A 4,750-nucleotide genomic window follows, 5' to 3' on the forward strand; every position below is an offset into this window, starting at 1 on the left:
TCTTTAATTGGTGCTTTTTTATCGTACATGCGAACGAGAAGCGTCATATAAGCGCCCCTTTGCTCTAACGTCATTCCGTCTGTACCACTTATCCAGTCATACAAATGGAATCTTATCCATGGCATTGCATTAGACATGCGCGCCCCCTTCTTTCATTAAATATAAAATTGCTAAAGCATCTGCTTCGTTGTCGTCTTTAGGCACATGTCCTTTTGCACATACCGCCTTAATCATTTCTTCTTTTGAGGCGTTGCCTTTTCCTGTTGTTGCCTTCTTAATTGTGCCAACAGGAATGCCTTCATATGGTATCTGATGATGTTCACACCACGCTGTTAAGGTTGCTAGAAAGCCCCCATAAATATGAGAAGCGTCTGTACCCACATGCCGGCGCACCTCTTCAAAATACACCGCGTCAATTTCATCAACAGATCTCTTTAGTTCAGTAAGCCACCGTTTAAAGCGTAAATAACGCATACCACCGCCTTCAAAACGACGTGATTGAAAATCTTCTGTATCGCTTGTTATGTGACCATCCGCACCGCATATCGCCCAGCCTGTCTTAGTCCCTAGATCAAGGCAAAGAATTGTATGAGACATCTAAATCACCAGTACCTACTTCTCATTAATCTTGTGCTTTAAACTCTCAATCTCAGCATCTAATTCCTTAAGAATTTTCTTCTTTTTTATGACGGGTTGAGCAGAAGTATACACTATGTAAATCGGCGCAACTAAAAGTATAAAAACCATCATTGCAATAAAAAACACTGCATTTATTGATATGAATAAGTAGAGTACTAATTCACCTAGATTCATGTTCCCACCCCATTCTTGAAGATATGGATTTTCAAATCGTGTAAAATTTTATGTTTTTTCGAAATGATCTCACGGAGTTTATCGTTCTTTTTGTCTAATATTTCCGAGACAACAAAGGAGATTATAAGTAAATCAAAGATCACAAATGCAATACCCAAAGCTATCGCTGTCACACTCATCTTTTTTCCCTCACTTTCTTTTCTTCTTATGAGGCGGCGTTTTTACTGCACCTTCACGCTGCTTAAGCTCTTGTTTTAGTCTTTCAATTTCCTCGTCACGTGATTGAACATCTGCTTTTAGTGCCATCACTACTTCACTTACATCTTTGAACGCCTTTTCATGTTCTTCAGTCCTTTGTTGTAGTTCTTTTATCGCTCTATCGCGTTCTTTAATTGCAATATTCAGATCACTAGTTCTCTTTGCCACGTCCTTTGAAGATGCACTTCTTGACCACGCGTATTCTTCATCAAGAGTTTTTATGCTGCTTTTTAAAGTCAAGACCTGCTCTTTAAGAACTTTGACTTTGTTGCGATAATAAAATGCAACACGCAACATCGCTCCGCATACAAGCAAAGCTCCCAAAACTACCAAGCCCGCTATTAAAATCTCATTCGAACTCATTCTGATCTCCATTCTTTGCTTTTAGGGCGGTCATCTCGGCCAATCCGTTTTGCCTCGCATTCCATTAAAAAAAGAATGCAACAAGCCGCATGTGCCAAGTGTGATAAATTACTCTCGCCATCCTTATTCTCTCCACCAAACCATGCTAATAAATGACGTAAAGAAGCTCCATACAAACGGCTCCAATTCATGCCATGACGCCAATTGCTTGCACCGTATTTGTTTGCTCCAAGCTCTAAAACTCTACCGATTTCAATCAGTGTCAACGGTGGAATAAGATCAACACGCGGTTTACCAATGTCATTCTTATGTGCTTTAAAAACCATGATTGTTCCCCCTTAAGGCTCTACGTATTTATATGTGTGCTATGACAGAGCGTGTTGTGATTGCTTGTCTTGAAAAAATGTTTATGAAAAAGTATCCTCCCAACGATTCTAAAAAAGTGGGGGGAGTTATGATGCAAGAATGGGTAGTTGATAAGGTTGTATTCTTATTGCACCGGATAAATGATAGTGCTGTATTTTTGCTGCACTGGATAAGTGATAATCTTACGATTGCTCCTATCATTGCTACGATAGTTACTGGAATGGTGACACTTTTTGTGCAACAACGAAGCTTAAAAAAACAACTTAAAATCTTCCAACGACAAACTATAGCATCAGAAATCCAGACAGCTATTCTATTAGAAGATAAAAAAGCACGGGATTTGGGACCATATTTAAAATTGAAGGCAATATTCCTCCCACAAGAATATAAAGGTACTCCCCATGTTAAGGTAAAGCTGTGCATTAAAAATCTTACGACACAAGATATGATGATAAAGAATATACGCATATCGAAAAACAGTCCCTTTAAGTTTGTTAAAAACGCTTGTCCTTTTACTCAATGGAAATTTGAGTCTTCGGAGGGGCACCTCGTTATTAAAAGGACAACGCCCAAACTCATTGCGTTATGTCCCGAAAATATAAAATCAAATGCTTCATCAGAGTATGCTTTAAATTTTTTTATTATATCCGCTAAACGCTGTACTTTTTTAGATTTCATGATTACCTGCCGTAAGCCTAATTCTCGCAACATTGCAAATTTTACACTTGAACACACTTCAATTGTTAATCCAGAGGAAACATTCACCGTTCATTTTTGGGCTTCATATCCACGTTTAAAAGAGACTTATTATGAAGTTAATCCCAAAGATCCGCTTTTAATTAACGACCCTCATTTTTGGGATTAATGACACCAGAATTAAAAAACTTCTCCTGCAAAAACAAAATCCGTCAATCTGGGTTCTTCTTTTTTGTTGATTAAATAATTGATTTTATTATTTAATTCATCAATAACTCTCATCTGTAAATCCAATTTTAATCTTTGTTTATGCAGCGTTTTATTTTTTTGCTTAATTAAAGTGGATAGGTTTTCAAGTACTACTTGCTGTTGTTCAATTGACTTATCTCGCTCTGCAAGAGTTGCTTCATGCCATTTCATCCAACTATCAAATTTTGACTTATGCCATTCTTCTCGTTTTTTAAGAATTGTTGTGTGAGTTTCGTGTCGTTTCACAAGATCTTCTACGCTACAGTCACGATATGGTATTTGTATGAATTCTTTCACAAACTTATCTCCATTCTCAATTTTCGTATTACAACCTATTAATCCACAAATCCGTGTGTAGAGTTTCTTCAATGTTCCGTTTCTCATGATCTTTCTTCTTTAAGAGTGTGAATGCTGCTGTTGTGACAGAGCGCGTTGTTTACATGCTTTCACACGTACAGGGGAACAATCAACGAATGCGGATGTTGGAGATAATTTTTTTTCTTTCATCAAATCTTGCAAACGCTCAGGATAGAAAAAATCCTCTGGACGTAGATCAATGTTGTGTTTATCGGCATAGTTTAAAAGTATCACTTGATATTTAGCCGGAATGATTCCACCCTTACCTTCCCGTTTTTCAAGAGGATAAGTCCATTTTCTAACCACAATAACGTTGCGATTAATAATATTAGCAACCTTCTGATATCCACCAAGATGTGCAATTATAAATTTTGCTGTTTCTGTATATGTTTTTATCATGGCAATAAAATACGATATAAGTAACTTTTCGTCAATACGATAAACGTATTTTCTTATTTTTTAATATTGTAAGGTTTTTTAAAATGAGAAATAACTTAAGTATGGTTAAACAAAAAGAGCTAAAAATTTGGATAAAGCAAGAGCTCGATAAAATGGGCCGCGGAAGTCAAGCAAAACTTGCAGCCCATCTTAGAGTGCGTAGACCGGCTATATCTAATATTGTCAATCTCGATCCCAATAAAGAAATGAGAGACGTTAAAGCTGATGAACTTGTAAAGATTATGGAGTTTTTTAAAGATTCCTCACCTGTTTCCGGATTGTGTTCTGATGATTTTCTTTATTTGTATTCCCAAGCAAATGATTCTGAAAAAAAGATTGTTGAGGATCTTTTAAAATCTTTGCTCGCAGCAAGAAATCCATAAAGGCCATTTTTTCGCTTTCAGTTAACTTATTTAGCATTGCAGATAGCCGTTTTTTTCTTTTAATTTCCAACATAACGTCCCCGTTTATATTTAATGATAATAATCATGTGGATTATAAACATAATAAATTACGTTTATCGTATTTTTTTTCTTGACAAATTATTACGAAAAACGTATTATACATCCATAAACCACGCACAAACAATTGCCAAGAGGCGTTAGGGAGGAAAAATTATGGATAAGCCAATTCTTATAAATTCCAATGAAATTTTATTAGTTGCCTACGATAAAGATCAACACATTGCAGAGTCTGGACCACTTGATGCAAGCCAAATTCTAAGCATTGTTGATGAGGTAGATGATGCAATCCAAATCTTTCGTATAAATCCTTCTGAGAATAATTGTGAAGATATCTCTGAAGAGATTGCAGACGCATATGTAGAAGCAAATATCGAACATCTCCATGAGGATAGTAAGGTTCATTACTTTGTACGTGAAAGTGATGCTTACCACGATCTTTTATCTGATTTAGCAAAAGAAAAATATAATGATGCAATGTACGGTACCTATGAACAACAACACCGTTTGCGCCCATGTGATGTGCTTTAAATTCTGAAGGGCGCATTTAAAAGCGCCCCCTTTTTCCCATCAATAATTGATTAGAGTAAACTCATGAACACACATGACACTAATAAAGATAGTGAAGGATATCTCACGCCTGAAAACGAGGTAGACAACAAAATCGGTTATGTCCAAATGGTCAATGCCCATGTAATGCATAGGTACTTACATTTGAAACAAGATTTTTCCACTTGGTTTAATGATTG

9 protein-coding genes are annotated in these 4,750 nt (G+C 36.4%); 3 read left to right on the forward strand and 6 right to left on the reverse strand.

All coding sequences use genetic code 11. The annotated features are described in order from the left end of the window. The 4 genes from ACFIKR_RS08675 to ACFIKR_RS08690 all read right to left on the reverse strand — a co-directional run. On the reverse strand, positions 1–137 hold a 137-nt coding region (locus ACFIKR_RS08675; protein WP_375659575.1), incomplete at its 3' end, for a DUF1376 domain-containing protein. Next, positions 130–597 carry a crossover junction endodeoxyribonuclease RuvC gene (locus ACFIKR_RS08680; protein ID WP_375659568.1) on the reverse strand — a complete coding sequence of 156 codons (468 nt, stop codon included), beginning with the start codon at positions 595–597 and terminating at the stop codon, positions 130–132. The genes ACFIKR_RS08680 and ACFIKR_RS08675, both read right to left, overlap by 8 nt. Positions 598–1,002: 405 nt before the next feature. Then, a complete protein-coding gene (locus tag ACFIKR_RS08685; RefSeq protein WP_375659569.1) occupies positions 1,003–1,434 on the reverse strand; it encodes a hypothetical protein in 432 nt (143 codons plus the stop codon). After that, complete coding sequence (locus ACFIKR_RS08690; RefSeq protein ID WP_006926482.1) at positions 1,431–1,760, reverse strand: dATP/dGTP diphosphohydrolase domain-containing protein; 330 nt, start codon at positions 1,758–1,760, stop codon at positions 1,431–1,433. Before ACFIKR_RS08690 ends, ACFIKR_RS08685 begins: the two co-directional genes overlap by 4 nt. A gap of 32 nt (positions 1,761–1,792) precedes the next feature. On the opposite strand from ACFIKR_RS08690, the gene ACFIKR_RS08695 reads away from it, so the two are divergent. Next, on the forward strand, positions 1,793–2,665 hold the full coding sequence (locus tag ACFIKR_RS08695; RefSeq protein ID WP_375659570.1) for a hypothetical protein: 873 nt from the start codon (positions 1,793–1,795) through the stop codon (positions 2,663–2,665). 11 nt (positions 2,666–2,676) lie between these two features. On the opposite strand, the gene ACFIKR_RS08700 is transcribed toward ACFIKR_RS08695, so the two are convergent. Both ACFIKR_RS08700 and ACFIKR_RS08705 read right to left on the reverse strand, forming a co-directional pair. After that, entirely contained in the window at positions 2,677–3,129 is a 453-nt protein-coding gene (locus ACFIKR_RS08700) for a hypothetical protein (protein ID WP_375659571.1), read from the reverse strand. 12 nt (positions 3,130–3,141) lie between these two features. Continuing rightward, positions 3,142–3,501 (reverse strand): hypothetical protein, encoded by a 360-nt coding sequence (locus ACFIKR_RS08705; protein ID WP_375659572.1) that lies wholly within the window; start codon positions 3,499–3,501, stop codon positions 3,142–3,144. Between the two features lie 83 nt (positions 3,502–3,584). On the opposite strand from ACFIKR_RS08705, the gene ACFIKR_RS08710 reads away from it, so the two are divergent. Both ACFIKR_RS08710 and ACFIKR_RS08715 read left to right on the forward strand, forming a co-directional pair. Then, positions 3,585–3,923, forward strand: coding sequence for an XRE family transcriptional regulator (locus tag ACFIKR_RS08710; protein WP_375659573.1), 339 nt, complete (start codon positions 3,585–3,587; stop codon positions 3,921–3,923). A gap of 234 nt (positions 3,924–4,157) precedes the next feature. Further along, complete coding sequence (locus tag ACFIKR_RS08715; protein WP_375659574.1) at positions 4,158–4,532, forward strand: hypothetical protein; 375 nt, start codon at positions 4,158–4,160, stop codon at positions 4,530–4,532. Positions 4,533–4,750: the final 218 nt, after the last annotated feature.

Origin of the sequence: Bartonella sp. MR30HLJHH (genome assembly GCF_042194195.1) — a bacterium.
In the GTDB taxonomy this organism is placed as follows: Bacteria; Pseudomonadota; Alphaproteobacteria; order Rhizobiales; family Rhizobiaceae; genus Bartonella; species Bartonella grahamii.

Bases quoted from the DNA above. Each gene is read 5' to 3' on its own strand.
- ACFIKR_RS08710 (WP_375659573.1), top strand. From the start codon at position 3,585: ATGAGAAATAACTTAAGTATGGTTAAACAAAAAGAGCTAAAAATTTGG.
- ACFIKR_RS08700 (WP_375659571.1), bottom strand. From the start codon at position 3,129: ATGAGAAACGGAACATTGAAGAAACTCTACACACGGATTTGTGGATTA.
- ACFIKR_RS08695 (WP_375659570.1), top strand. From the start codon at position 1,793: ATGTGTGCTATGACAGAGCGTGTTGTGATTGCTTGTCTTGAAAAAATG.
- ACFIKR_RS08680 (WP_375659568.1), bottom strand. From the start codon at position 597: ATGTCTCATACAATTCTTTGCCTTGATCTAGGGACTAAGACAGGCTGG.
- ACFIKR_RS08715 (WP_375659574.1), top strand. From the start codon at position 4,158: ATGGATAAGCCAATTCTTATAAATTCCAATGAAATTTTATTAGTTGCC.
- ACFIKR_RS08705 (WP_375659572.1), bottom strand. From the start codon at position 3,501: ATGATAAAAACATATACAGAAACAGCAAAATTTATAATTGCACATCTT.
- ACFIKR_RS08690 (WP_006926482.1), bottom strand. From the start codon at position 1,760: ATGGTTTTTAAAGCACATAAGAATGACATTGGTAAACCGCGTGTTGAT.
- ACFIKR_RS08685 (WP_375659569.1), bottom strand. From the start codon at position 1,434: ATGAGTTCGAATGAGATTTTAATAGCGGGCTTGGTAGTTTTGGGAGCT.